This is a genomic window from Streptomyces sp. NPDC007971 (assembly GCF_042958635.1).
Taxonomy (GTDB): domain Bacteria; phylum Actinomycetota; class Actinomycetes; order Streptomycetales; family Streptomycetaceae; genus Streptomyces.
The window spans coordinates 175,853-197,736 of record NZ_JBIBJK010000021.1 but is presented as its reverse complement, the minus strand read 5'-3'; the positions used below and the strand labels follow the sequence as shown (position 1 = coordinate 197,736).

Here is a 21,884-nt window from a genome sequence, read left to right as displayed (position 1 = left end):
GTCGACTGCGTGGATCCGCGCGCCATGGCGCGGTTCTGGGGCGAGGCGCTGGACTGGACCCTGCACGAAGTGACCGACGATCATGCGGTGTTGCGGTCCGCCAAGGGTCTCGGCCCGTACCTGGAGTTCCTGCGCACCGGCGGGAAGACCGTGCCGGACCGCGTCCATCTTGACCTGTTGCGGTACCCCGGTGACGATCAAGAGGCGGAGGTGGCCCGGCTTCGGGCGCTCGGTGCCACCGACCTCGACGTCGGCCAGGGCGACGTTCCGTGGAAGTGCATGGCCGACCCGGAGGGCCACGAGTTCTGCGTCCTCGCCCGGTCCTGACGCGGGGTCCCGGCTGCTTCGGATGTGCGAGGCAGCCGGGATCGATCAGCCCACCGGGTCAAGGACCATGTGCCCGTCAGGCGCAACCAGCCTGTTCAGCCGGCCTTCAGTGCACGGTCGATTCCGGCACTGCGACCACCTGGCGCTGAGGCGACCGCGCAACAGGCGGATACGCTGCCCCGGCCACGGGGACCGGAGGAGTACCGAACGGCGGCGGCCCGGAGGTCGAGGCGAGCAAGGTGGAGCCGCGAGCGTCCTGCGATCAGACGATGAAGGAGTGGCTGCGCCGGAACGGGACACCGGTGGAGAACGCGCATTTACGCGACATCCGTCAGGCGCTCCATTCGGTCCGTCCGCACACCGCGTGAACCGAGCAGCGCGCTCAGCGGATGCCCCTGCCGGTCGGCCTCAGTGGATTCCTCGGGCAATCCTGCCGGTGACGGCCATGCCCCGCTCCGGGTGTTCCCCCAGCCAGATACCCAGGTACTTCCGGACGGCCTCCCGGACGCAGACGCGGACTGCGGCGCCGCCCAGCCTGCCGTGTGTGGCACCTTCGAACTCGGGACGATCGAGCTTCACCGACGCCCCGGCCGATCACCGGGTTCGGTCCGGGCTCGGGAACCACCATCCGGCCGTCACCTTCGATGCCGTGCGGCACGCGCTGCGCGGCGGAGTAGTCGTCAGCCATGCGCCAGTGCAGCCACGGAAATATGCGTATGCGCGCGGAGTACACCGCTTCCGCAATCACCCCAACCGCCGCACAATTCCAATCCGCTGCACAAACGCCATTCTTGTTGCTGAATCCTGCATCGACGCCGGTGACGGCGGTTGCAGAACTGTGAAACTTCCTTCTGTATTGGATCTCTCTCCGCTGGAAGAATCTCAGTCGAGCGCCCCTCCAGGGGAGCCTCGGCACAACTGAGCGCCAGGGGGAATTATGGCAGGAGTGACCGATCGCGACGGGTGTGAAGCCGAACGGGGTGACGATTCATGGACCGTCCCCGGCTATGTCGATTTGAAGGCGCTGGGCAAAGGCGGTAGCGGCCGAGTGGTGATAGCCCGCCACGCCGCGACCGGCCGGAACGTCGCGATCAAGTACCTCAACGAGGAACTGTGCTCGAAGGCGGAATTTCGCATTGCCCTGCGAACCGAGGCCCGGCTTCTCAGCGGCCTCACATCGCCTCATGTCACGCGACTCTACGAGTACGTCGAAGCCGAGCAGGGCGCAGCCATCGTCATGGAACTGGTGTACGGCGCCGCACTCCGGGCGCTGCTGAAAAAGGAGGGACCCACCGGCACCGAGGCCGCACTCGTCGTGCTGAAAGGATCCCTGCTGGGGCTGGCCGCCGCGCACGGTGTCGGCGTGGTGCACCGCGACTACAAGCCCGAAAACGTGCTGGTGAACTGGGACGGCCGAACCAAGTTGGTGGACTTCGGAATTTCGGCGTGCACCGGCGACCGCCACAATCGGCGCGGCACCTGTGCATACATGCCCCCGGAGCAGTGGAAGATGGAGCCCGCCACCCCGGCCGGCGATGTGTACGCGGCGACCGCCACCCTCTACGAGTGCCTGACCGGAGTGCGCCCGTTCGAGGGGCCGGATCTGTGGGACTTCCAGCGCCAGCACGTGACCGAGCAGGTGCCGATGGACCGGGTACCGAAACAGGTACGCGCGCTGGTACGGCACGGCATGGCCAAGGACCCGGCGCTGCGGCCCCCGAGCGCCATGGACTTCCTGCGGGAACTGGAGTGGGTGGCCGAGAACGCGTACGGACCCGACTGGGAGGACCGCGGCCAGAGCCGGCTGGCCGCGGTGGCGGCGGCCCTCGTACCGCTGGCGATCTCACGCCTGGACGCCCGTCTGGTGGGCTCCTCGGCCGAACTGGCCCGCACCGTGCTCACCGCACGGCGCCGCCGCCGGCTGCGCAGGCGGGGCGATGTGCTCGCCGGCACGGCCGCCGTGGCTGTGGCGGGGCTGCTGACCCTGATGCCCAGCGGCTGGGCGGGCGGGGCCGAAGCGAACGCCGGTACTCACACCCAGGCCGTCACCAGGCTCGACACACGGAAGGACACCGGCGCGGCGACGCAGAGGCCGAGCAGCGAGCACAGCGGCACGACCGGGTCGGTCACGGACTCCGACGGGGCAGGCGCTTCAGGCACTCAGGGCAACGGCGGCCGCGGAGACGGCGGCGCCGGCATCGCACCCTCCGATGGCGGCACCCGTTCCGACTCGGGTTCCGGCGGTGCGGCCGGGGACAGCGGCACGGACTCCCGGACGCACACGGGTGATACCCGCTCCGACACGGAGAAGGGCGCCGGGAACGGCGACACCGGCTCGAACACCGACGGGGACACCGGCACGGAGAACGGGAACGCCAACGGCGACACCGAGAACCACGGCCACGAGAACACCGGCACCCAGGAGGACACCGACCACACGCGCGAGAACACCAACGGGGACACCGGCACGGCGAACGACACCGAGCACGGCGACACGGACTCCCACGACAACGGGAACACCGGCCAGGGCAACGGCGGGACGGACAACACCGGTACCGATCACGCCGGCGGCGACGGTGATCCCCAATCAGCGGGCGGCACCGCCACCGGCACGGTCGTGGGCTCCGGCGGTGACACCAGCTCGGGCACCAGTGCCGGTACGCAGGGGGCCTCGGGCCCCGATGCCAGCACCCTGTCACACAGCACCACCGCTCAGAGCAGCACCGACTCCGGCAACTCCGGCGGCGGTACCGGTACCGGCTCGGGTTCGACATCAGTCGTGACCCCACGGCAAGGGGTTCCGGCGGCCGTGGAGGGCGAGCCCGGCTGACGCGGGGTCCGTGACAGCGAGCCGAACGGAGGGACGAGGATGACGGACCGCGGCGAGCGCCCGGTGGTGCCGTGGGAGTTACCCGATCCGGACCTGCAGCCGACCCTGCAGGATCCGGATGTGCAACCGACCATCAGGGACGTCGACGACGCCACCTACGTCCCGACCGTCCTCGACGCCCACTGGACCAGTACCGAACCCAGTACCGAACCCGGCACCGAGCCCGCGCCCGAGTCCGACGTCGTGCATTTCGGACCGGGTGTCCCGCCCCTGGGGCTGACGGACACCGCCGTCGACGTCTGGCGCGGCACGGCGAAGAGCAGGAGCCGGAAGGAGCCCCGCGGCCGGCTGCACTGGCTGCGCAGATACCGTCTGGCGACGGCCGTCCTGGCCATCGTGCTGGCCCTGTTGTTCTGGCAGCGGCAGACGGAGGACCTGCGGATCACCCGGGTGGCGGCGCGGACGAGCAGCGTCCTCGGATGCGACGGAACAGCCCAGGTGGTCGCGGTGGTGAGCACCAACGGGGCGGCCGGAGCATTCACCTACGAGTGGAACCGCAGTGACGGCACCTCCTCGGGCCCGCGCGAAGAACGACTGGTCAGGGGGCAGGACGAGACCCGGCTCCGCCTGCTGTGGACCTTCCACGGCAAGGGCACCAGCACGGCGACAGCGAGGCTGGTCATCGAGTCCCCCAGCCGGCACACGGCGTCGGCGTCCTTCAGGTACACCTGCCGCTGATCCCATGGCTGCTACTCCGTCGGCGACGACACCATGTGGGGCCGTCATCCGGCGCCGGAAGGGCACCGCTACCGCCCTGGCCGCACTCCGCTCGGTCCGGCGCCCGCCCGTGCGGCGCCCCCCGGTGCGGTTACGGGTGGAGGATCTGTCTCGCCATGTCCCGGATAGTGCCGGCCAGAGTGTCAGGAGCGGTGAGGTGGGCGACGTGTCCCTGGCCGGTGAGCGTGACGATCCGCGCATGGGGTAGGGCTGCCGCCAGGTCGGCCAGACGTCTGCGCAGGTGGGCGGGGCTCAGATCGCCCTCGACCAGGGTCGTCGGTGTTTCGAGCGTCGCGAAGCGATCAACACCGACGCCGAGTGCGTCGATCGCCTCGTTGTCTGCGATCTGTGCCGCCGCGTACACGGAGAACGCCGCTCGCACCTGCCGGTCGGCGAACATGGCATCGACCACGTTCGCGGGCATGCGGACGATGTCCCGCATATGGATCCGCATCGCCTCGACCGGATCGCCCCTGTCGAACGCGGCGCGAGCACGTGCGCCCGCCCTCCCGGCGGTCAACTCCGCGGTGAGCAGCGGCGGTTCGTAGAGGACCAGCCCGGCGAACGCCGACGGGTCCAGCAATGCGGCTTCCAGTGCGGCGACGGCGCCCGAGGAATGCCCCACGAGAAGCACAGGAGGCTCCAGGAGACCCGCGACGGCGACGATGTCGGATGCCTCAGCGATCATCGAGTGAGGTAGTGCGATGTCTGCTTCGGGAACGTAGATCCGTCGTCGGATCCTGACGACACGGAAGTCGTCGACGAGGTGGCCGGTGACGCCGTCCCAGGTCGTCGCATCCCCGCCGCCGGGATGGACCACCAACAGGTTCTGCCCGGATCCGTCGTCGAGTGCGGTGATGAGCCCGCCGTCATCGGATGATGCAAGAAGCTCGGTCATCCGCAAAGCTTGTACCTGTCCGCCTGCATCGCACCGACAGACTGCCGACATCCCGTGCTGCCGGCAGCAGTCGGCCGTCTCGGCCGAGAGCCACCCGCCCGGCCCCACAAGCGAGCAGCAACCCGGTGGACCTCTCCACTCACAGCATCAGCTGTTCGGCGAGACCTTGGCGGGCTTGGCGCACAGGGCGTGGTCGACGAGGGTGCCCGTCGCGCGGTTGAGGGCGGCCAGGTCCGGCAGCGCGGTCGTTGTGGTGAGGGAGACGGTCAGCGCGCGCCTGCCGTCCGCGCTCACCGCGGGGCGGGTGTTGGCACCGACCCCGTCGCCCTCGTGGGTGTAGTAGAAACCGCCGCAGGTAAGCGGGATCTTGCGCAGTCCGAGGCCGTAGGTGCCCTCGGGCATCTCCGCCACGTCCTCCGGGTCGTCGGTCCGCCGGACGGTCTGTCGCATCTCACGCCACTGCTCGGCGGGCAGCAACCTCCCACCGGCCAGGGCGCGGAAGAAGGTGTTCAGGTCGGCGGCGGTGCTCACCACACCGGAGTCCGCGGTGTGCTGGAGGCTGTGCTCGGTGACGTCGAGACGCTTGCCGTCGGCGCCGACGAGGTACGCGTTCACATGCGGGTCGGGCAGGTGTGGGTCGAGCCCGGGAATGGAGGTGTCCCGCAGGCCCAGCCTGGCGATCACCCGGTGCTCGACCAGCTCCTTCCAGTCCGCGCCGCCGGCCTTTTCGGCGATCATCGCGGCCAGCAGGTAGTTGGTGTTGGAGTACGCCCATCGGGTGGCCCCACCCGGCTCGGGTACGAATGTCGGCCGGTGCTTCATGGCCACCGCGACCAGATCGGCCGCGGGCGTGGTGTCGTAGCGGTACTCGTCGAAGTGGTTGATCAGCCGGTCCTGGATCTCCGGGTCGTCGATGTAGTCGTACAGGCCGCTGGTCTGGCGCAGCAGGTCGCGGACGGTGATGCGGCCGCCGTCGTTGCCGTTGCCCGCGACGACCCCCGGCAGCCAGTGTTCGACGGTGTCGTCCAGCGACAGCCGTTTCTCCGCCACGAGTTGCAGGACCACGGTCGCCGTGAACGCCTTCGTCGTACTCGCCGTGCGGAAGTGCGCATTCCACGGGATCGGGGCCAAGGAGTCGGCCGTACGGGTGCCGATGCGTGCCATGAGCGGCGCGCCGTGCGGCCCGTCGACCCTGGCCAGCACGTTCACATCGCCTCCCCCGGCCTCTCGCACCCGCGCCAGGTCCCGCCGCAGCATGTCCTTGTCGTAGGAGTGCCTCGACGCCGACGGCCCGGTGGTGGCGGCGGTCGCGGCCATGGGTGAGGCCAGCGCGAGAAGCGCTGCGGTCAGTACGACGGTGCTGGTCTTCTTCGACGACGACATCTGCATGATCGACTCCCTCGGTGCTGTAGGTCCGGGTCGGTGACGATCACCAGCCAACCGGTTCCGCAAGCGCGAGAGGATGGAGCTGCCCTCCGCATCAGGGGTGTACGTAGCTCCCCTACGAGCTGCGGATTTCGCCGATGAACGCGTCCGCGGGGAACAGGGCTTCGTTGCACTGGATCTCCGGACCTGGCTGGGCATCCCATGAACAGGTCTCCTCAGCATGGGCATGGGCCGTGCGGGCGATGGCACAGCTCTGAGCCGACGCAGGCCGAAGGGGAGTTACGGCGTTGTCGGCGCCGAGGAGAAGTTGCGCCCCCGGCCGCCCCGCCTCCTTGCCGCGACGTGGATCGAACACGTCCGGCGCGGCGCGCCCGCCAACCGGGCGAGGGGGCGGGCACAACGGCATGGTGCGAGGGCCCGAGCAGGTCAGCGGCCGGACAGTGGTGGCCCCCAGGCAGGCAGGAGAGAGAATGGACGACCGCAGCCGCCCAGGCGCCCAGGGCTCCATGACCACCGGCACGGACCGGGGAATCGGCAGTCAGGCCGGGGTGCTGGGCACCGCGCTCGCCGGAGTGCTCGCCTTCGCGCTCTCCTCCGGCTCGTGGCAGTGGTTCTCCACCTACATCGGCGTCACACTGCTCGGCTTCAGCCTCAGCCTCAGCTTCGGCTTCGGCTTCGGCTTCGGCTTCGGCAGGGCCGCATGAGGCGAAGGTGGGCGAGCAAACGGGCCCCCGCTCGGCCGTGTCGGCCGGAGTGGGCGGGGGCCCGTTGTCATGGTGTGCTCCCGGGCGGGCTAGTCCTGGGGGCGGCGGCGCTTGGCGCGGAAGAGGAGGAAGCCGGCGGCGAGAAGGACGGCGGCGATGGCGGCGACGAGGCCGACCTGGGCCCCGGTGTCGGCAAGGCCTCCGCCGTCGTTGTCGTTCTTGCCGGGCGGGGTGGACGGCTGGTCATGGCCGGGGGCTGGGCTGGTGGGTGCGTGGCTCGGCCGGTGGCCCGGCGGTGGTGTGCCGGCCGGGGTGGTCGGCGTTCCGGTGTGCGTCGGTGCCGGTGTCGGCGTGGTGCCGCCGGCGGACTTGCCGTCGCTGTTGCCGCCCAGCATCACTGCGGTGTCGTTGTCGGCGTCGTCGGTCATGGCGTCGACGGCGATCTTCGCGGTACGCGGTGCGTAGTGGTGCTGGGTGCGGAAGACGGCCTTGGGGATGTTCCGCTTGGGCTGCTTGGAGAAGTCGACGCCGCCGACGATGTAGACCATCACACCCTGGGCGGTGTCGACGTTGTACTTGAACTCGCCCTTGGTGAAGATCTCCCGGTACTTGCGGAAGAGGGCGTCCTTGTCCCAGTGCTGGTTGGGGGCACGCAGCGGCCACCGCTTCACGTCGTTGCTGTTGATGAGGGTGTGGTAGTCGGTGGGGTGCCGGGCGTCCTGCTGGCGGATCCACTCGGCGGCGACGCGGGCGGTGTAGACGCGTCGCAGGTCGGCGTACTGGGGTGCGGTGTTGATGGTCTTCTCGACGTCGGGGACGATCATCCGGTCGATGACCGCCTGGGCCTGCCGGCGTTCGGCCTTGGTGGGGTTGCAGATGGCCTCGCCGCCGGGCTGGGTGGTGAAGTCCTGCGGGGTCGACTGCAGGCGGAGCGGGGCGTCGAGGATGTAGATGCCGCCGTCCTGCTCGCGGACCTGGGCGGTCTTCGGCTCGATCCAGTTACGGATGCCGGTGAAGCACGGGCGCCCGTCGACCCTGGGAAGGGCTGCCCAGAACCGCTTGCCGAGGTCGGTCTGCGGGTCCATGGCCTTGAAGAAGTCGTGCTTCATCCGAAGGTCGGCCTCCAGGAGCACACGCCCTGCGTCGGTGGAGGCGAACTTGCTGTCCATGACGCGGTCGGGCTGGTCCGGGTTGAGGTTCACCCAGAACTTGTCCGGGGTGAGGGCGAGCCAGGTGAAGAACGCGTCGGAGATGAGCTGTGCATTCGGCTGGGCGCCCCATCCGCCGGCGTTCTCGTCGGGGAGCTTCTTGGCGGTGAAGGCGTAGTTCAGGCCCTGGCCCTTGACGGGCGTTCCGACGTAGGAGAGGTCGAGGGTGGTGAAGTCGACGCCGCCGGGGCCTTTGGGGAAGGAGCCGTTGCGGTCGACGGACCGGATGATGCCCTGCTGCTCCTTCCACGCCTTCGCAGTGTTCGGGGACTGGCTGATGATGTTGTTTCCGCCGCCCCTGGAGCCGCCGTTCGCGCCGTTGCCGGTGCTCATGTAGGGGTAGTTCGCGCGGTAGGGGCCCTTCTCGGCCCACTTGGGAGCGCGGGGCACCTGGTCGGAGTGGAAGTTGTACTCGCGGACGCGGTCCGGTCCGGCGAGCCTCTTCATGGTCCGGATGAAGTTGCGGCCTTCGCCCGCCTGGTCCTCGCCGAAGACCATCGTGTACTTGTAGGACTTCCAGCCGGGGTTCTTGGCCCATGCCTTGTCGGCGGGCACCTGTGTGCGGTTCGGTTTGCCGTTGGCCTTGATCTCGACGATCTCGCGGGTCTTCTTGTTGTAGGCGTCCAGGACCCGCTTGTACCGCTTACCGGTCTGGGGGTCCTTGAAGTACACCTCCTTCTGGCAGATCCAGTCGGGCCCGACGAGGCCCATGTCCTTGACGACCTTCCGCTCGAAAGCGTCGCCGCGCGGGTCGTTGCCCTGGTTGGGGATGTACTGCTTGACCAGGTAGTCGCGGAAGTTCTTCCACTTGCTCTGGTTGTTGAAGCGGGCGTAGATGCGGCGCGGGTCGTTGTGGGTGTACTGCTTGTAGTTCTTACCGGCCGCCTTCACTTCGGCGTCGGTGGGGTCGAGGCCGTCGAACGCCATGCCGGGGTTGACGTACTCGTAGGAGTCCCACAGTCGCTTGTCGCGGGAGGCGTCGTACCGCGGGAGGCCGCCGACCGGGATGTTGTCTCCGGCCAGGCCGTGCAGTTCGTCGCAGCGCTGACCGGGCTTGAGCGGACCCGCGGCCTCCGCCGTGTGGGTCAGGGAGGGCAGGCCGGTCAGGGCCACCGCGGTGGCGAACGCGACGGCCAGAACTCTCGTGCTGACGGGGCGCCAGGAGGCGCGGGATATGCGTGGCGTCACGGAAGTGTCCCCCGTCGAGGGCCCAAGGGGTGATCGTCCTCGCCGGGCATCAGGGCCCCCGTCGTGTGATGCCCGGCGTGTCGACCTCAAGCTAGGTGCTCGACCAAGGCCCGTTCCTGTGGATTTGCTGTGTCGCCGCCGTTCAACTCACAACCACCACATGATCGTTACCAGCGCGAGATCTGGGCAACGGGCGCTACGGTGGTGCGCATGAGTCGCGGGAACTGGAGCGCGAAGGACATGCGCGAAGCACGGGAACTGGACGTGCTGCGCTCGGAGAACGAGGTGCTGCCCCTGTGGCTGCGCGAGCAGCAGTCACGGTTCGCCGAGTGGGTGCGGGAGAACGAAGGCCTGTGGGACTTCTCCCCCCAGTCCCTGGACCGGCTGGAAGCCGTCGTACGGGCACGGTTCCGACGGGAGGACGACTTCAACGGCCATGACGGCGAGGCGTTCTTGCAGGTCGCGGCCTGGTACCTCGGAGAGGTCCACAACCGCTGCCGGGGAACCCAGTGGCAGGTACACCCCGGCGCCAAGGGTCATCACCGCTGGAAGTCGTATCCGTTCGTCATCCCCCCGTGGGAGCGGCTGGACGACTACGAGGACGAGGACGGCATCGACTACGACGCCCGGCCCATCGTCGATCCGCTCGGCAGCCTGCGCCTGATCCTGCCCGAGCCCTACGAACGGCTGGAGCCGGGTCGGACGCTGCGCAGCGAACTGGACGCCTACGAGTCGGGCGACGACCGGGCGGGCGACGGCTGACCGGGGGTGCCGCCGAGCCTCGACGGCCGGCGTGTGGGCGGTGGTGTCCTGAAGGGCCCGGCCCGCGCTGCTGGATAGGGTCGGGGTGTGGACCGCAGCAGCAGGCAGCCGGACGACGCGTTCGCCGGGGAGGCGCGGGGCGAGCTGTCGCCCCGGGCGGCCCGGGCGCTGTGGTGGGGGTCGGCCGGTCTGGTGCTCGCCGTCCTCGGCACCTCGGTGCTCGTCGCCGGCGCGGACCACACCCGACGACTGCCCCTGGCCTTGGCCCTGGTCCTCGCCCAGCTCTGCGCCCTGAGGTGGCAGGCGCGCGCCCCGGTCGCCGTACTGGCCGCGAACACGGTGACGGGGGTCGCGGTGTGGGCCCTGCTCCCCGCGGTGACTTTGACGGGTGCCCTGCTCGCGGCGCAGGTCACGTTGTGCGTGCTGTCGGCCACCAGGCCTCGGCGGGTGTCGGTGCGGGCGCTCGCGGCGATGTGTCTGGCGGCGCCGCCGGCGTTCGCGGCGGGCGGCCCCACGGGCCTGACGGTCTATCTGCTGACGGTGGTCCTGGCATGGACCGCGGGGCAGTGGCGGCGGGCGCAGCAGGCACGGACGCGGGCGGAGATGCGCCGGGCCGTGGTGGAGGAGCGCGCGCGGATCGCGCGTGAGGTGCACGACGTCGTGGCGCACACCCTGTCGGTGATGGTCATCCAGGCGGGTGCCGCCGACGACGTGTTCACCGAGCGACCCGAACAGGCCCGTCAGGCGCTGCGGGCCATCGAGACGGGCGCTCGCTCGGCGCTCGGCGAACTGCGGCTGCTGCTGCGCGCGTTCCGGCCCGGTGAGGGGGAGGACGGGGCCGGGGAGCAGCGGGAGCCGGGGCCTTCGCTCGCGCGCCTGGACGAGCTGACCGACGCCGTGCGTGCGACCGGGATGACCGTGCACGTGCACCGCGAGGGCGCCGTCGACGCACTGCCGGCCGCGGTGGACCTGGCGGCGTACCGGATCGTCCAGGAGGCCCTCACCAACACGCTGCGCCACGCGGCGGGCGCCGACGAGGTGAGCGTGCGCGTGACGGCCGCGAAGGAGAGGGTGAAGATCACGGTGGTCGACAACGGGCGTACGCGGTCGGGTGGTTCGGATGCGGCGGGCACGGGGCGCGGCCTCGTGGGGATGAAGGAGCGCGCACGGCTCGTGGGCGGCAGCATGCGCGCCGGTCCGCTGCCCGGAGGCGGGTTCGAGGTGGCGGCGCAGCTGCCGGTGGAGGGCGCGTCATGACGCTGCGTGTGGTGGTGGCCGACGACCAGGCCCTGGTCCGTACCGGATTCCGCATGATCATCGACGCCCGGGACGACCTTGAGGTGGTCGGTGAGGCCTCCGACGGCCATGAGGCGGTGCGGCTGACGCGGGACCTGGCACCCGAAGTGGTGCTGATGGACGTACGCATGCCCGTCGTGGACGGCATCGAGGCGACCCGGCAGATCGCGGAGGGCGGCAGCCGGGCCCGGGTGCTCGTGCTCACCACCTGGGACGTGGACGCGCATGTGATCGCCGCCCTGCGGGCCGGGGCGAGCGGCTTCCTGCTCAAGGACATCCGCCCCGCCGAACTCGTCGACGCGATCCGTCTCACCGCGCGCGGCGACGCGCTGCTGGCGCCGGCCGTGCTGAGCCGCGTCCTCGACCGTTTCCTGCGCACCACGCCCGACCCGGCGCCGCCGTCCTCCCTGCAGGACCTCTCCGGCCGCGAGCGGGAGGTGCTCACCCTGATCGGGCAGGCGTTGTCGAACGCGGAGATCGCCGAGCGGCTGCGCCTGTCGGAGGCCACCGTCAAGAACCATGTCACCGCCGTGCTGCGCAAGCTGGGCCTGCGCGACCGCGTCCAGGCCGTCGTCACCGCCTACGACCACGGCCTCGTACAGCCGCGCCGCCCCTGACGGGCCCGGTCTCCTCCTCAAGGAGGAGACCGGGCCACGGTCCTCCTGCGTTCCCAGTGCCGGTCCGTTCCCGTGGCCGATCCCCGGCCGGGGTACCCGGCCATAGCGTCGAGGTGTGATCGACGACCTGACCTGCCTCATGTATCTGCTCGCCCACGACGACGCGGCCGAAGGCCCCTACGACCGTTCCCGGACGGAGCTGCTGGTCCGTGCCGCTGCCCTGGTCGACCTCGCCTTGCGCGGCCGGCTCGGGGAGGACGGCGGCACGGTCATCGTGTCCGGCACGGAACCGACCGGCGACCCCGTCCTGGACGGCATTCTGCGCGACGCCGCCGCCGGACCCGGTTGGAAGGATCTCGTGCGCCGCCACCGCCGGCGGACCCTCACGGAGGTGGAGGACCGGCTCGCCGCGGCGGGTCTCCTCACCGTGAAGGCGCCCCGCACCCGCTTCGGCACACGGCGGCTGACCGTGACGGACCGCGCCGTGCCCGCGGCACTCCGCGCCCGCGTGTCCGCGGCGCTGCACGGGGACAGCCCCGTGCGGGAGGTCCCCGCCGCCGATGCCGTGCTGCTGGCGCTGGCCGCGGCGGGCGGCGTCCGCTCGGTCGTGTCACGGCAGGACCAGAAGACCTTCCGGGCCCGTATCGACGCCTGCACGGGATCTCTCGCCGCCCTCGCGCCCGGCCTGGAGAAAGCTGTACGCGCCCTGCCGATGACCATGATCGCCGCGCAGGGCGGCATGGGCGGCAGCTGACCCGATGGGGGAGATGATGACCATGCACCGCGCCCTGACCACGCTGGGCTGCGCCCTGACCGCCGTACTCGCGACGGCCTGGTCCGCGACGCCACCGACGGAGCCCACCCGGCCCGCCATCTCGACGGCCACCTCCACCTCCACGGTCACGGCCAGGCCCACCGCCGCCTCCACGGCCACGGCCACCGCCACCGCCACCGCCACCGCCACCGCCACCGCCACCGCCACGACGGTACGCACCCACGACGGCCTGGTGCGGGGCGCCGCCCACGACGGCTACCGCACCTTCGAGGGCCTCCCCTACGCGGCGCCCCCGGTCGGCAGGCTGCGCTGGGCGCCGCCCCGCCCGGCAGCCCCCTGGTCCGGCGTACGGGACGCGACCCGGCCCGCGAGCGCCTGTCCGCAGCCGGCCGGCGAGGGGCCCGGCGGCAGCACCGACGAGGACTGTCTCCACCTGAACGTCACGACGCCGGGCGGGGCGGGACCGGCACGCCCCCGGCCGGTGATCGTGTGGCTGCACGGCGGCGGCTTCACCACCGGGGCGGGCAGCTCGTACGACGCCCATCGCATGGCCACCCGCGGTGACGTCGTGGTCGTCACCGTCGACTACCGCCTGGGGGCCCTCGGTTTCCTCGCGCACGGCGGGCTGCCCGGCTCCGGCACGTTCGGCCTGGCCGACCAGCAGGCGGCGCTGCGCTGGGTCCGCGCCGAGATCGGCGCCTTCGGCGGCGACGCGCACAACGTCACGCTGGCCGGCGAGTCGGCGGGCGGCTACAGCGTCTGCGCCCAGCTCGTCTCACCTGCCGCCGCGGGGCTCTTCCACCGGGCGATCATCGAGAGCGGCCCGTGCACAGGCCGCCCCGACCGGCCGTTCGCCCCGTCCTCCGTCCCCCTGTCCACGGCCCGTGCCACGGGCACGGACCTCGCGGCGAAGGTCGGCTGCGGCTCCGCCCGCGACGTGATGGCCTGCCTGCGGCGCACGGACGTCTCCCGCCTGCTCGCGGCCCAGGACACCGATCAGCAGCCCGCTCACACCACCGCGTTGCTGCCCCGCGCCCCCGCGGCGGCGATCGCCACCGGCCGCTTCCACCGCGTCCCCGTGCTCATCGGCAACAACCACGACGAGGGCAACGGCTGGGCCGCGGGGATCGTCCGGGCCGGCCATCCCGTCACCCCGGACACCTGGCTCGACGTCGTGGCCGCCTTCTTCCCCTCCCCGGGACAGGCGAAGGCGATCGTCCACGAGTACCCGGTGCACCGCACCGACGGCGGCCCGGTGTTCGGCGCGGTCATCGGCGACGCGGACTTCGCCTGCCCGACGGTGCGCGCCGACAGCATGCTCGCCGCCCATGTGCCCGTCCGGCGCTACGAGTTCGCCGACGAGCACGCCCCGCCGCTCACCCCGGGAACGCCACCGTTCCCGCTCGGCGCACCGCACGCTAGCGAACTGCCCTACCTGTTCGACCTGGGCGGCCGCCCGCGCGACCTGACCGCGGCACAGCGCAGGCTGGCCGACACCATGATCGGCTACTGGACCCGCTTCGCCCGCACCGGCGACCCGAACGGCCCGTCGTCGCCGCACTGGTCCCGGCAGACAGTGCTGTCCCTGGCACCGGACCGCATCGTCCCCACCCACACGACTCGGCTCCGCCACCACTGCGCGTTCTGGAACGCTCTCGGGTGACCACGGACACGACCGCCGTGCGGGTCCGTCCGCCCGCTGACCCGGCGCAATGACGAGAGACAGCCCGCGCCAACCGCCGTCCGCCAGCAGGTGGATCGTGGTAGTCGGCCCGCCGACCCTCCCCCGGCGCCGGGTGCGCGGAGGCGGGCACACCGGTGTTCCAACGCCGGACGAGACTTCCCGCTGCCCGTCACTCGGGCACTCGGGCACTCGGGCACCCAGGCACCCCGTAATTCAAAGGCACTTTCCCGGTGGCTGTGCTTACTTGGTCGAGCGCCGGATCTCCTGGCAACTCACCTGCCTGTTGAAGGGACAGCACCATGAACTCCGCCCACGCCCCCCGCATCGTGATCGTCGGGGCCGGCCTCGGCGGCCTCGCCTCGGCCCGCGTCCTGCAGCTCCACGGCCGCTCCGTCACCGTGCTCGAATCCGAGACGTCCGCCGGCGCCCGCCCCCAGGGCGGCAGTCTCGACATACATGCCGACACCGGTCAGGCCGCCCTGCGCGCGGCGGATCTGTTCGACCGGTTCCGCACCCTGGCCCGCCCCGAAGGCCAGGAATGGCGCGTGCTCGACCCCGCCACCGCCACCGCCCTGCCCGTCACCGGGCCTGCCCACGACGACGACAGCCCGGAGATCGATCGCGGCCAACTGCGCGGCCTGCTCCTGGATTCCCTCGCCGAGGGCACCGTCCGTTGGGGCTGCACCGTCACCGGGGCCACCCCGCTCGGGGACGGCACCTGGCGCCTGCTTCTCGACGACGGCACCACCGAGGACGCCGATCTGGTGGTCGGCGCCGACGGCGCCTGGTCACGCATCCGACCGGCGTTGTCGGACGCCACACCCCGCTACAGCGGTGTCACCTTCATCGAGACCGGCCTGGACGACTGCGACATCCGCCATCCCGACTTCGCACGCATGGTCGGCAACGGCACCCTGCTGGCGACCGCCGGCAGCAAGGCCCTGCTCGCCCAACGCAACAGCACCGGTCACATCCGCGTCTACGTCGCCTTCCGCGCTCCGCAGGACTGGCAGGTGAACGCCGGTGTGGCACTCGATGACACGGCGTCGGTGCGGGCGCATCTGTTGAAGATGTTCGACGGCTGGGACGAGAGCCTGCTCTACGTTCTGCGGCACCACGACGGCGGGTTCGTCAACCGGCCCGTGTTCGTGCTGCCCGCCCCGCACACCTGGGAACACGTCCCCGGCATCACGCTGCTGGGCGACGCCGCGCACCTGATGCCCCCCGTCGGGCTCGGCGCCAACCTGGCCATGCTCGACGGCACCGATCTCGCCCACGCTCTCGTCACCGAATCCAGCATCGACGACGCCGTTCGCGTCTATGAGAGCCTCATGCTGCCGCGCTCGGCCCAGGCCGCCCAGGGGTGCGCCCAGGCACTCGACGACCTCATTCCCCCGACGAACTCCTGAGGCTTCGGGCTGGAGTTGCGGGCGCCTCGGCCCGGAGTTCCACCACGGACGGTCATCGGCCCTGAGTTCTACCACGGGACGGTCACGCCGTGCCGATCCAGGAACTGCAGGCCGGGGGCACCGGCCTGTGCTTCGAGGACGTCGACGACGGCCGGGATGCTCTCCTGGGGGGTGAGGGGCGCGTCGGGTCCGCCGAGCCGAGTCCGGTTGTGGCCGGGGTCGATGAGCAGCTTGGTCCGTCCGTCGTCGGCATGACGGGTGGCGTAACTGCGCATCAGCTGGTTGAGGGCGGCCTTGCTGGCCTTGTAGAGCTCATAGCCGTCCTCGGTGTTCAGCGAGATGCTGCCCTGTTCGGAGGACATGACCGCGACGGTTCCGGCGGGAGCGACGAGTCCGCGCAGGGCCTCCAGAGCCCGCAGCGGGCTCAGCGCATTGGTGATCATCACCTCGGTGAACATGTCGGTCGAGACCTCGTGGACCGGCAGGTTGCCCCGGTCGATCGCGGCGTTGACGAAGAGCAGGTCGAACCGACGGCCTTTCAGGCGCTCGCGCAGCGCGGTCAGTTGTTCGGGGCTGGTCATCTCCAGCGATTCGACCTCCACCCGGCCGTTCCAGGCATCGGCGGTCGCCTGCAGCTCGCCGCCGCCCCGGCGCGTGGTGGCGATGACCCGCCAGCCGCGGCGGGCGAGCTCGTCGACGAGGACGAGCCCCAGCCCTCGAGACGCTCCGACGACAAGGGCCTCACGGTCGGACGTGGTGGACATACTCACTCCTTCGCGGCGGGTTGCTTTAGACTAGACGCACCGTTGCGTCTAGACAACAGGGCAGGCCCCCGGCCGGGTAGGGTGGCTCGCGTGTCCACAGCCAGCCCTCAGCCCAGCAGGCCGCGTTCCGGCAGCCGGCGCGACGAGACCGCACGTCTGGCTGTGCTTCATGCCGCGGACGATCTGCTCGTCGAGCACGGCTTCGGCGCCCTGACCGTGGAGGCCATCGCGCGCCGTGCCGGCGTCGCGAAGCAGACGATCTACCGCTGGTGGCCCTCGAAGGTCGAGATCCTCCTGGACACACTCATCGAGGACAGCACCAAACGCCTGCCCGTCCCGACGGAGAAGCCCACGGCGGAGAGCATCCGTGGCTACCTCCGTGACTTCGCGCGATTCCTCACCAGCGATCCGGCCGGCAAGGTCCTGCTCACCCTCATCGCCGAGGCGCAGCACGATCCCGCCACGGCCGAGAGCTTTCACCAGCGCTATCTCGGCCCACGTCGTGACCAGGAGCGGGACATGTTGGCGCGCGGAACCGACGCCGGCGAGGTCTCGCCCGGGCTCGGCCCCGACGCCACGCTCGACGCACTGGTCGGCCCGATCGTCTACCGCGCCCTGACGGGGTCGGCCGTTCCCCGTGATCTGGTGGACACCCTTGTCGACGGCCTGCTCAGGCCCCGCTCGGATTGAGTGTCCTCTCACCCCTTCGCCGGCTCGGTCAGGCAGGCACCACCCCCTGGCCGAACGGCAGGAACCGGCCGACGACACCGAGAAGGTGACGACCGAGGTCGGCCCGAGGGGACTGGGACACGGGGGGCCGCATGTGCGCAGTGGGCCCCGTGGACGGGCGAGGGCCGGATGGCGACGGAACGATCGCACGGAAGGCGCACTTGACCAGTGCCGGCAGCGTTCGTCCCCGCCGTCGATGCCGCCCGCGCTCGTATCACCGGGACGTTCGGCACTTCCGGCACCTTCTCGGCACGGTCCTTCCGGTGGTCGGGGGAGGGGACGTCGCCGGACCCTCTTCGCGAGGCGCAAAGAGGGCCTCGGGGCGACTTGAACACTTCCCGCCGCTGCTGCGGTGGAGCGGCTCGAACCATGTCCACCGCGCAGCCGGGCAGGTGTCTACAGGTGAGCGCTGATCACACCGTCGACACCGAGCACGATGTACACGCCGTTGGCGTCGAGCCCGGCGTCGTGCTGGTTCGCCTCCAGGGTGCCGTACACCGCACCCTCGTTGCCGAGGATCTGCGCGCGGTAGCGGAGGTCGCCGATTTTCGTGACCTTGGCCGTCCAGCCGCCCGGGAGGTGGAATGTGCCCGGTCCGCGGTGTCCGCCGCCCAGCCAGGAATGGACCTGGCCGTCCATCGTGAGCACGATGAACATGTCGTTGGCGTCGAGCCCGGCGTCGCGCTGGTTCGCCTCCAGATCGCCGAGGACCTCACCGCGAGAGACGATCTTGGCGAGATAGTGGAGGTCGCCGAGCTGGTAGATCTCGGCCGTGCTGCCGTCCGCCAGCTTCTGGGTGCGGACCGGGGAGCCCTCCCTGGCCGCGGCGACCGCTGCGGTGGTGTGGTGCGCGGCGGGCGTTGCAGCGACAGCCGTTGCGGCGGGTGCCAGCAGAGCGGCCGTCAGGATGGTGCCGGCCAGCGTGCGGACAGCGGTCGCGCGGCGAGTCGTTAAGAGGGACATGCGGGTTCTCCTGAGCGAAGTCGTGGCGTTGACGCGCGCGTTGCCTGTTCCCTCTCGTGCGGCGGACGAGAGGCAAGGGGGTGGCGCGCAAGATCGAAGTTAGTGCGAACAGTCGACGGAATAGATCGCTCTTTGTCGCTAGATCGTCACATCTGAACGGGATTTCCCGAGTATCCGGCATCGCGCGACTGAAGGAGGTACGCCGCAGTCAGCGCAACGGCACGGTCCGCGTCATGCGACAACTCCACGAGGGCACGGGACGCCCTCGCCCCCAAAATGCCCGCCAGCGCCTGGGTCAGTCGCCCGCGTGCGGGCGCCCCGGTGGTGTCGTGGGCGAGGCGGTCGTCGAGCCTGGTCGCGATCTGATCGGCCGTCACGGTGTCGCTCGCCAGCACGCTCAGCGCATCGGCCGCCTCGGTGTCGTTCCTTCCGTCCACGATCATGTCGATGAGCGCCGGGACCGCCTCGGCCGCACCACGCGTGCCGAGCGCCAGGGCCGCATACCCGCGCACCACGACGTCGGGGTGCGCGAGGGCTTCCCGCAGCCGCGCGGTGGCTTCGTCACCGGGCATCTCGACGAGGGACCGAACGGCACGTTCCCGCACCGCGGCCACCGGTGAAGCGAGGCCCTCCGCCAGCAGCGCCGGGCCACCGCCGTCCGAGCGTGCCAGCGCCCATCGAAGGGCCCCGGCGACGTTCGGCTCCGTCTCGCCGAGTGCCGCCTCGACGAGGGCCTCCACCGGCACCGGAACCTCGTCGGCCGAGGAGAGGGCCGCGCGCTGGCGCACGTCGGCGCTCTTCGACCCCAGGGCCTGGAGGAGCGCAACGACCTGGAGGACGTCCTCCCAGCCGGCCGGTTGCGCGGCACGGATCCGGCGGAGCCGCGTGAGCAGGTCGGTCTCGGCCGCGATGCGCTCGCGCGTCTGACGGATGAGGTCGTCGACGAGTGCCGAGGGCGTGAATCCGGGATCGCCGAGCGCGCGTCCGATCTCACGCAGCGACAGTCCCAGCGACCGCAGGCTCTCGATCTGGAAGATCCGCTGGATGTCCTCGCCGGAGTACTCCCGGTATCCGGAGCCGGTACGGCCCGAAGGGCGCACCAGACCGAGCGACTCGTAATGCCGGAGCATGCGGGCACTGACCCCGGACCGTCGCGCCACCTCACCGATCAACACGTCCTATCGTCCCTCCTGGCCGGACCCGCCGAGGGCCACGACGCGCTTCGCCTCCTCGATCGCGAACTCGAATCCGGCGTCCGGGTCACGCAGCAGACGTCGTGTGGCGAGCGCGTGCACGCGCGTGTGCGGGTCAGGGGCCTGCGCCGCAGAGCGAAGAGCCGGCACGACCACTTCACCCAGCGCGACCAGTGCCCGGCTGAGACTCAGCTGCGTCTCCCGCTCACCGCGCCCGAGCTGTGTCGCCAGCACCGTGGCCAGCGCGGACTCCTCGCCTTCCGGCACCAGCACGACCGCGGCCCGCCAGGCGCTTCGCGCCACCTCGTCGTCGGCGTCGGACAGGAGTGTCCGTGTGATCGCCGGCCAGGCCCGCCGGTCCCCGATCTTGGACAGCGTGTGCAGCGCCTGGCTCCGTGCCTGCGCACGCTCCGAGCGGACTTCGCGCAGCAGCCCGGGAAGCGTCAGGGCCACCGGGTGGCGGGTGAGCGCCCAGGTCAGCATGTCGCGGACGAAGAACTCGGGCTCGATCGCGCATCGCTCGATGAGCTTGCCGACGAAGCGCGGGTCAGGCGTCGTGCCGACCGCCAGAGCAGTCCGCAGTCGCACGGACGAACGGCCGTCCTCCAACCCCTGGAGCGCTCGTACCGCATCCGTGTCCTGTCCCGTGACCGTCATCGAGACCACCTCCTCGGCCCGCAGTGAAGACCCTGCCACCGTGTCAAGGTCAAACCCCGCCACCGTGTCAAGGTCGAACAGGGCCCGCGGCGCGAGCGCCGGTCACCTGCTGCGTCCCGTCCCTGTCCTCTGCGTTTCGTGACGTTGCCGGTCACGGGGCCGGCATGTGCGGGGGCGGGTCCCTCAGTGGTGTCCGCCGTGGGCGTCCCCCGGGTGGATCCCGTACTGCATGTGGTCGCCGTGGTCCTGGCCGGTTTCGGGTGTGCCGCCCATCATGCGCAGCATGCTCAGCCCTCCGGTACGGAAGAACCGCACCAGGAACACGGCGGCGAGAAGGAGGAAGGCGATGTTGAGCCAGGTGGTGTAGTTCCAACGGACGCCTTCCATGGGGACCTTGGCGTCGGACTGGTCCGGGATCAGGCCGAGAGCTCCGAAGGCGAACTCCACGACGTAGCCCGCGACGACCATCGACAGGTAGAAGGTGCCGAGGAGGAAGGCGGCCGTCTTCGCGCCGTAGTACTTCCGGTAGATGTTGAGGATCGGCAGGATCAGCAGGTCGGCGAAGATGAACGCCACCACACCGCCGAAGCTGATGCCTCCCTGCCACAGCACGACCGCCAGCGGCACGTTGCCGATGGAGCACACGAACGAGGCGATCGCCACCAGCGGGCCGACGACGGGCCCCCAGAGTTTGGCGGCGAGCGGGTGGCCCTCGAAGAAGAAGGCACCCCAGAAGGAGTCCGGGACCCAGGCGGCGATGGCACCGGCGATGAGCAGGCCGGCGACCAGGTCGCGCAGGATCGCCGCCCATTCCATGACGAACACGTGGCTCGTCGCGGTGAAGCCCTCCCGGGAGAACAGCCGGGCGGCGAAGGACCCTTCACTCTGCACGGACATGTCCATCGCGGCGTGGCCCTCCATCGACCCGGCGAGACCCCGTGCCGCCTGTTCGCGGGCCTGGCGCAGGAGTTCCGCGCGCAGGAACAGCCGGAACAGGACGGCCAGCACAATGATCATGACCGGGCCGCCGACGAACTCGGCGGCGGTGAACTGCCAGCCCATCAGCAACGCCAGGATGACGCCGAGTTCCACGACGAGGTTGGTGGAGGCGATCTCGAAGGCCATCGCTGCGGTGAAGTCGGCGCCCTTGCGGAACAGCGAGCGGGCCAGTGCCACCGCGGCGTAGGAGCAGGAGGAGGACGCCATGCCCAGGCCCGCGGAGACGGCGAGGGTCCGGGGCCGGTCGTCGCCGAGCAGGGAGACGACGGTGGACTTGCGGACCACCGCCTGGACCACGGCGGACAGGGTGAAGCCCAGGATCAGGGCCCAGGTGATCTCCCAGGTCATGGACCCGGTGATCGACAGTGCGTGCAGTACGGCGTGCATCCGTGAAGCCTTCCCTCAAAGGGGCCGCGTACGACGCCGGACACGCCCACTGCCAGGGGCTCCTCCCTGGCGGGGGGCGGGACACCGCCGGCGGTGTTCGTTCACGGTCCAGCGTCTCCGGGCGGTACGGCACCGCTGTGTACGCGGCCGCGGGCCGAGGTCCGAGGTCGTCGACGAGCGTCCCGAGCGCCGCCGGGTCGGGTGAGGGTGCACGGCCGGCGGAATCCGCACCACGCACCTCGGAGCACTGTCCGGTGTCGGTTCACTCGGCCCCGCGTTCGGCAGTCGCCTCTGTCCTGCGCTCGACAGTTGTCTCAGTCCTGCGCTCGTC

At 70.7% G+C, this 21,884-nt stretch carries 20 protein-coding genes; 11 read left to right on the top strand and 9 right to left on the bottom strand.

Features of this window, described 5'->3' with window-relative positions; translation table 11 throughout:
* A partial coding sequence (locus ACFZCP_RS35715) for a VOC family protein (protein WP_391436310.1) occupies positions 1–327 on the top strand: 327 nt, incomplete at its 5' end.
* 408 nt (positions 328–735) lie between these two features.
* Here ACFZCP_RS35715 and ACFZCP_RS35710 read toward each other — a convergent pair.
* Positions 736–906: a hypothetical protein gene (locus ACFZCP_RS35710; protein ID WP_391436306.1), complete on the bottom strand. Its 171-nt coding sequence runs from the start codon at positions 904–906 to the stop codon at positions 736–738.
* A 469-nt stretch (positions 907–1,375) separates the two neighbouring features.
* On the opposite strand from ACFZCP_RS35710, the gene ACFZCP_RS35705 reads away from it, so the two are divergent.
* Both ACFZCP_RS35705 and ACFZCP_RS35700 read left to right on the top strand, forming a co-directional pair.
* Positions 1,376–3,157 (top strand): protein kinase, encoded by a 1,782-nt coding sequence (locus ACFZCP_RS35705; RefSeq protein WP_391436302.1) that lies wholly within the window; start codon positions 1,376–1,378, stop codon positions 3,155–3,157.
* A 39-nt stretch (positions 3,158–3,196) separates the two neighbouring features.
* Complete coding sequence (locus ACFZCP_RS35700; RefSeq protein WP_391436295.1) at positions 3,197–3,895, top strand: hypothetical protein; 699 nt, start codon at positions 3,197–3,199, stop codon at positions 3,893–3,895.
* A 130-nt stretch (positions 3,896–4,025) separates the two neighbouring features.
* Here the strand turns inward: ACFZCP_RS35700 and ACFZCP_RS35695 are convergent, their stop codons facing one another.
* Both ACFZCP_RS35695 and ACFZCP_RS35690 read right to left on the bottom strand, forming a co-directional pair.
* A complete protein-coding gene (locus tag ACFZCP_RS35695) occupies positions 4,026–4,832 on the bottom strand; it encodes an alpha/beta fold hydrolase (RefSeq protein WP_391436290.1) in 807 nt (268 codons plus the stop codon).
* A 147-nt stretch (positions 4,833–4,979) separates the two neighbouring features.
* Positions 4,980–6,221, bottom strand: a complete 1,242-nt coding sequence (locus tag ACFZCP_RS35690) for a serine hydrolase (protein ID WP_391436284.1) — start codon at positions 6,219–6,221, stop codon at positions 4,980–4,982.
* A 467-nt stretch (positions 6,222–6,688) separates the two neighbouring features.
* On the opposite strand from ACFZCP_RS35690, the gene ACFZCP_RS35685 reads away from it, so the two are divergent.
* The gene (locus ACFZCP_RS35685) at positions 6,689–6,922 is read left to right on the top strand and encodes a hypothetical protein (protein WP_391436281.1); all 234 of its coding nucleotides are present in this window, start codon (positions 6,689–6,691) and stop codon (positions 6,920–6,922) included.
* A gap of 89 nt (positions 6,923–7,011) precedes the next feature.
* On the opposite strand, the gene ACFZCP_RS35680 is transcribed toward ACFZCP_RS35685, so the two are convergent.
* Positions 7,012–9,318 (bottom strand): hypothetical protein, encoded by a 2,307-nt coding sequence (locus tag ACFZCP_RS35680; protein ID WP_391436278.1) that lies wholly within the window; start codon positions 9,316–9,318, stop codon positions 7,012–7,014.
* A 210-nt stretch (positions 9,319–9,528) separates the two neighbouring features.
* On the opposite strand from ACFZCP_RS35680, the gene ACFZCP_RS35675 reads away from it, so the two are divergent.
* The 6 genes from ACFZCP_RS35675 (at position 9,529) to ACFZCP_RS35650 (ending at position 15,861) form a co-directional block, all read left to right on the top strand.
* Positions 9,529–10,080 carry a hypothetical protein gene (locus ACFZCP_RS35675; RefSeq protein WP_391436276.1) on the top strand — a complete coding sequence of 184 codons (552 nt, stop codon included), beginning with the start codon at positions 9,529–9,531 and terminating at the stop codon, positions 10,078–10,080.
* 87 nt (positions 10,081–10,167) lie between these two features.
* Complete coding sequence (locus ACFZCP_RS35670) at positions 10,168–11,337, top strand: histidine kinase (protein WP_391436272.1); 1,170 nt, start codon at positions 10,168–10,170, stop codon at positions 11,335–11,337.
* The gene (locus ACFZCP_RS35665) at positions 11,334–11,993 is read left to right on the top strand and encodes a response regulator (RefSeq protein WP_391436267.1); all 660 of its coding nucleotides are present in this window, start codon (positions 11,334–11,336) and stop codon (positions 11,991–11,993) included. Before ACFZCP_RS35670 ends, ACFZCP_RS35665 begins: the two co-directional genes overlap by 4 nt.
* Positions 11,994–12,108: 115 nt before the next feature.
* Positions 12,109–12,747, top strand: a complete 639-nt coding sequence (locus ACFZCP_RS35660; RefSeq protein WP_391436263.1) for a GPP34 family phosphoprotein — start codon at positions 12,109–12,111, stop codon at positions 12,745–12,747.
* A 16-nt stretch (positions 12,748–12,763) separates the two neighbouring features.
* Positions 12,764–14,431, top strand: coding sequence for a carboxylesterase family protein (locus ACFZCP_RS35655; RefSeq protein WP_391436325.1), 1,668 nt, complete (start codon positions 12,764–12,766; stop codon positions 14,429–14,431).
* Between the two features lie 320 nt (positions 14,432–14,751).
* Positions 14,752–15,861 carry an FAD-dependent monooxygenase gene (locus tag ACFZCP_RS35650; RefSeq protein ID WP_391436261.1) on the top strand — a complete coding sequence of 370 codons (1,110 nt, stop codon included), beginning with the start codon at positions 14,752–14,754 and terminating at the stop codon, positions 15,859–15,861.
* 68 nt (positions 15,862–15,929) lie between these two features.
* Here the strand turns inward: ACFZCP_RS35650 and ACFZCP_RS35645 are convergent, their stop codons facing one another.
* Positions 15,930–16,625: an SDR family NAD(P)-dependent oxidoreductase gene (locus ACFZCP_RS35645; protein ID WP_391436258.1), complete on the bottom strand. Its 696-nt coding sequence runs from the start codon at positions 16,623–16,625 to the stop codon at positions 15,930–15,932.
* 90 nt (positions 16,626–16,715) lie between these two features.
* Here ACFZCP_RS35645 and ACFZCP_RS35640 point away from each other — a divergent pair, with 90 nt between their 5' ends.
* Positions 16,716–17,315: a TetR/AcrR family transcriptional regulator C-terminal ligand-binding domain-containing protein gene (locus tag ACFZCP_RS35640; RefSeq protein WP_391436254.1), complete on the top strand. Its 600-nt coding sequence runs from the start codon at positions 16,716–16,718 to the stop codon at positions 17,313–17,315.
* Between the two features lie 435 nt (positions 17,316–17,750).
* On the opposite strand, the gene ACFZCP_RS35635 is transcribed toward ACFZCP_RS35640, so the two are convergent.
* The 4 genes from ACFZCP_RS35635 to ACFZCP_RS35620 all read right to left on the bottom strand — a co-directional run bounded on the left by ACFZCP_RS35635 (position 17,751) and on the right by ACFZCP_RS35620 (position 21,553).
* Positions 17,751–18,317, bottom strand: coding sequence for a hypothetical protein (locus tag ACFZCP_RS35635; protein WP_391436250.1), 567 nt, complete (start codon positions 18,315–18,317; stop codon positions 17,751–17,753).
* 146 nt (positions 18,318–18,463) lie between these two features.
* Positions 18,464–19,492: a MerR family transcriptional regulator gene (locus ACFZCP_RS35630; protein ID WP_391436247.1), complete on the bottom strand. Its 1,029-nt coding sequence runs from the start codon at positions 19,490–19,492 to the stop codon at positions 18,464–18,466.
* A gap of 3 nt (positions 19,493–19,495) precedes the next feature.
* On the bottom strand, positions 19,496–20,167 hold the full coding sequence (locus tag ACFZCP_RS35625; RefSeq protein ID WP_391436322.1) for a HEAT repeat domain-containing protein: 672 nt from the start codon (positions 20,165–20,167) through the stop codon (positions 19,496–19,498).
* 183 nt (positions 20,168–20,350) lie between these two features.
* Positions 20,351–21,553 (bottom strand): permease, encoded by a 1,203-nt coding sequence (locus tag ACFZCP_RS35620; RefSeq protein WP_391436243.1) that lies wholly within the window; start codon positions 21,551–21,553, stop codon positions 20,351–20,353.
* Positions 21,554–21,884 lie beyond the last annotated feature (331 nt).

Coding starts and splice junctions, on each gene's coding strand:
- ACFZCP_RS35700 (WP_391436295.1), top strand. CDS start 3,197: ATGACGGACCGCGGCGAGCGCCCGGTGGTGCCGTGGGAGTTACCCGAT.
- ACFZCP_RS35695 (WP_391436290.1), bottom strand. CDS start 4,832: ATGACCGAGCTTCTTGCATCATCCGATGACGGCGGGCTCATCACCGCA.
- ACFZCP_RS35690 (WP_391436284.1), bottom strand. CDS start 6,221: ATGCAGATGTCGTCGTCGAAGAAGACCAGCACCGTCGTACTGACCGCA.
- ACFZCP_RS35685 (WP_391436281.1), top strand. CDS start 6,689: ATGGACGACCGCAGCCGCCCAGGCGCCCAGGGCTCCATGACCACCGGC.
- ACFZCP_RS35675 (WP_391436276.1), top strand. CDS start 9,529: ATGAGTCGCGGGAACTGGAGCGCGAAGGACATGCGCGAAGCACGGGAA.
- ACFZCP_RS35665 (WP_391436267.1), top strand. CDS start 11,334: ATGACGCTGCGTGTGGTGGTGGCCGACGACCAGGCCCTGGTCCGTACC.
- ACFZCP_RS35655 (WP_391436325.1), top strand. CDS start 12,764: ATGACCATGCACCGCGCCCTGACCACGCTGGGCTGCGCCCTGACCGCC.
- ACFZCP_RS35650 (WP_391436261.1), top strand. CDS start 14,752: ATGAACTCCGCCCACGCCCCCCGCATCGTGATCGTCGGGGCCGGCCTC.
- ACFZCP_RS35645 (WP_391436258.1), bottom strand. CDS start 16,625: ATGTCCACCACGTCCGACCGTGAGGCCCTTGTCGTCGGAGCGTCTCGA.
- ACFZCP_RS35635 (WP_391436250.1), bottom strand. CDS start 18,317: ATGTCCCTCTTAACGACTCGCCGCGCGACCGCTGTCCGCACGCTGGCC.
- ACFZCP_RS35625 (WP_391436322.1), bottom strand. CDS start 20,167: ATGACGGTCACGGGACAGGACACGGATGCGGTACGAGCGCTCCAGGGG.
- ACFZCP_RS35620 (WP_391436243.1), bottom strand. CDS start 21,553: ATGCACGCCGTACTGCACGCACTGTCGATCACCGGGTCCATGACCTGG.